2 protein-coding genes are annotated in these 1,629 nt (G+C 46.1%); one reads left to right on the top strand and one right to left on the bottom strand.

Annotated elements, in window-relative coordinates; all coding sequences use genetic code 11:
• The coding region (locus tag WBA89_RS19085; protein ID WP_424408776.1) for a PAS domain S-box protein at positions 1-803 on the bottom strand (803 nt) is incomplete at its 3' end.
• A gap of 511 nt (positions 804-1,314) precedes the next feature.
• Between WBA89_RS19085 and WBA89_RS19080 the strand changes: the two genes are divergently transcribed.
• On the top strand, positions 1,315-1,629 hold a 315-nt coding region (locus WBA89_RS19080), incomplete at its 3' end, for a class I SAM-dependent methyltransferase (protein WP_424408775.1).

The raw sequence follows: 1,629 nt of genomic DNA, 5'->3' as shown, positions 1-1,629 counted from the left end.
ATCGCCGATTCGACGACAGACGGGAGGTGAACCCGCCCGACGTTGAGCTGCATTTTTCCGCGCAGCAGCCGCGAAAGATCCAAAAGATTATCTATTTGCAAGTTCTGCAATCTGGCGTTGCGCTCGATGATTTCTAATGCGCGGCTGGTGGTGGCTTCGTTTAACTTGCGCGATCGCGCTAGCTGCGCCCATCCCAAAATCGCGCTCAGGGGCGATCGCAGTTCGTGGGAGGCGACCGCCAGAAATTCGTCTTTTGCCCGGTTGGCTCGGGCTTGGGCTGCTTCCACAGTTTTGCGATCGGTGATGTCGAATCCGATCGCCATATACTGATTGGGTTTTCCCTTGCCGTCCCGCAACGGAACTACTGCTGCGTAAACCCAATAATCGCTGCCATTTTTAGCTTGATTCTTAATTTCTCCTTGCCAAACTTCATTTTTGGCAACAGTTGACCGCAGATTTTTGATTAATTCCCAAGACTTATATTCCGAGTGAAGGATGCGGAAATGGCTGCCGATCAGTTCGGCGCGCGAATAGTTAGATATGCTACAAACTCGATCGCTGACGTAGTTGATAATTCCTCGGGCGTTTGTCCTCACCGCCAGCGCCGCTCGGTCGATCGCTCCTTTAAAATCTAAACATTCTTGCAGCGATAAATCTAGTTCTTTTGTCATAGAAATTTTGCCCTGGCGAGCGGGCGTAAGTGCTTGCGGGCGATCGGTCTTATTCTTGATCCGCTGTTGGATTTCCATTGCTTCTATTTTTCCCTGACGGCTGAAACCTAATCTACTCGCATCCTGATTCATTATCACTGTTTTTTTCCCGCACCTGCGGTGCAATATTTTGTATCTCTTGATTTGCCTGAAAACTCGGCCGTCCGCACATAGACTAGGGAGTCACCTCAAATTTTATTTACAGTTGGGCTAAATTTTGTCAATCTGAGGACATATTTTGGAGGACATATTTTGGAGGATTTTCCCGCTCGGTTGCTGGGTAACAACTCTCAACTTTTTTCTCACAATTGCTGTCCCCCACCCGGCACAAAATTTCTGCTTCCGCAGGCTTTAGAGCCTTCCGCCTTCGGTCTTATCTCCACTCCAGCAAATATGTGCGGGGCTTAACATTTCTCAAAAATTTGGGTGGGAAAGGGCGAACAAAATTCCTGTTTGCCGATCGTCTCCAACTTCTGTTAAATTATTTTCTGCTACATCTTGACAGTCCTGTAAATATTTTGTACTATATTTGTAGTATAATTATAGAGAGACCCAGCCAACTGCATTAACGCACTGAAGTATTAACAGGTAGAGAAAATTGTCTGTGAATTTAGACTGTGTACGCGAGGAATTTGAACAAAGAGCATTTGATTATGACGGTTTAATTCCCCGCCTCATTCCGCACTATCGCGAGCAACACGATTTAATATTGCAGTTAATTCCTTTTGAAAGTAATGCTAACATAAAAGTTTTGGATTTAGGCGCGGGGACTGGCATACTGTCGGCTCTGATTTTGCAAGCATTTCCTCAAGCCAAAGTCCTAGCCTTTGACATGGCGGAAAATATGCTGAAAATTTGTCAAACTAACTTGTCCGCTTTCGGAAAACGCCTGACATTGCAGCAGGGAAATTTCGCAGAA

Origin of the sequence: Microcoleus sp. (assembly GCF_049646505.1) — a bacterium.
Taxonomy (GTDB): domain Bacteria; phylum Cyanobacteriota; class Cyanobacteriia; order Cyanobacteriales; family Microcoleaceae; genus Microcoleus.
The sequence above is the reverse complement of the archived record's forward strand: the minus strand, read 5'-3'. Positions and strand labels throughout refer to the sequence as shown.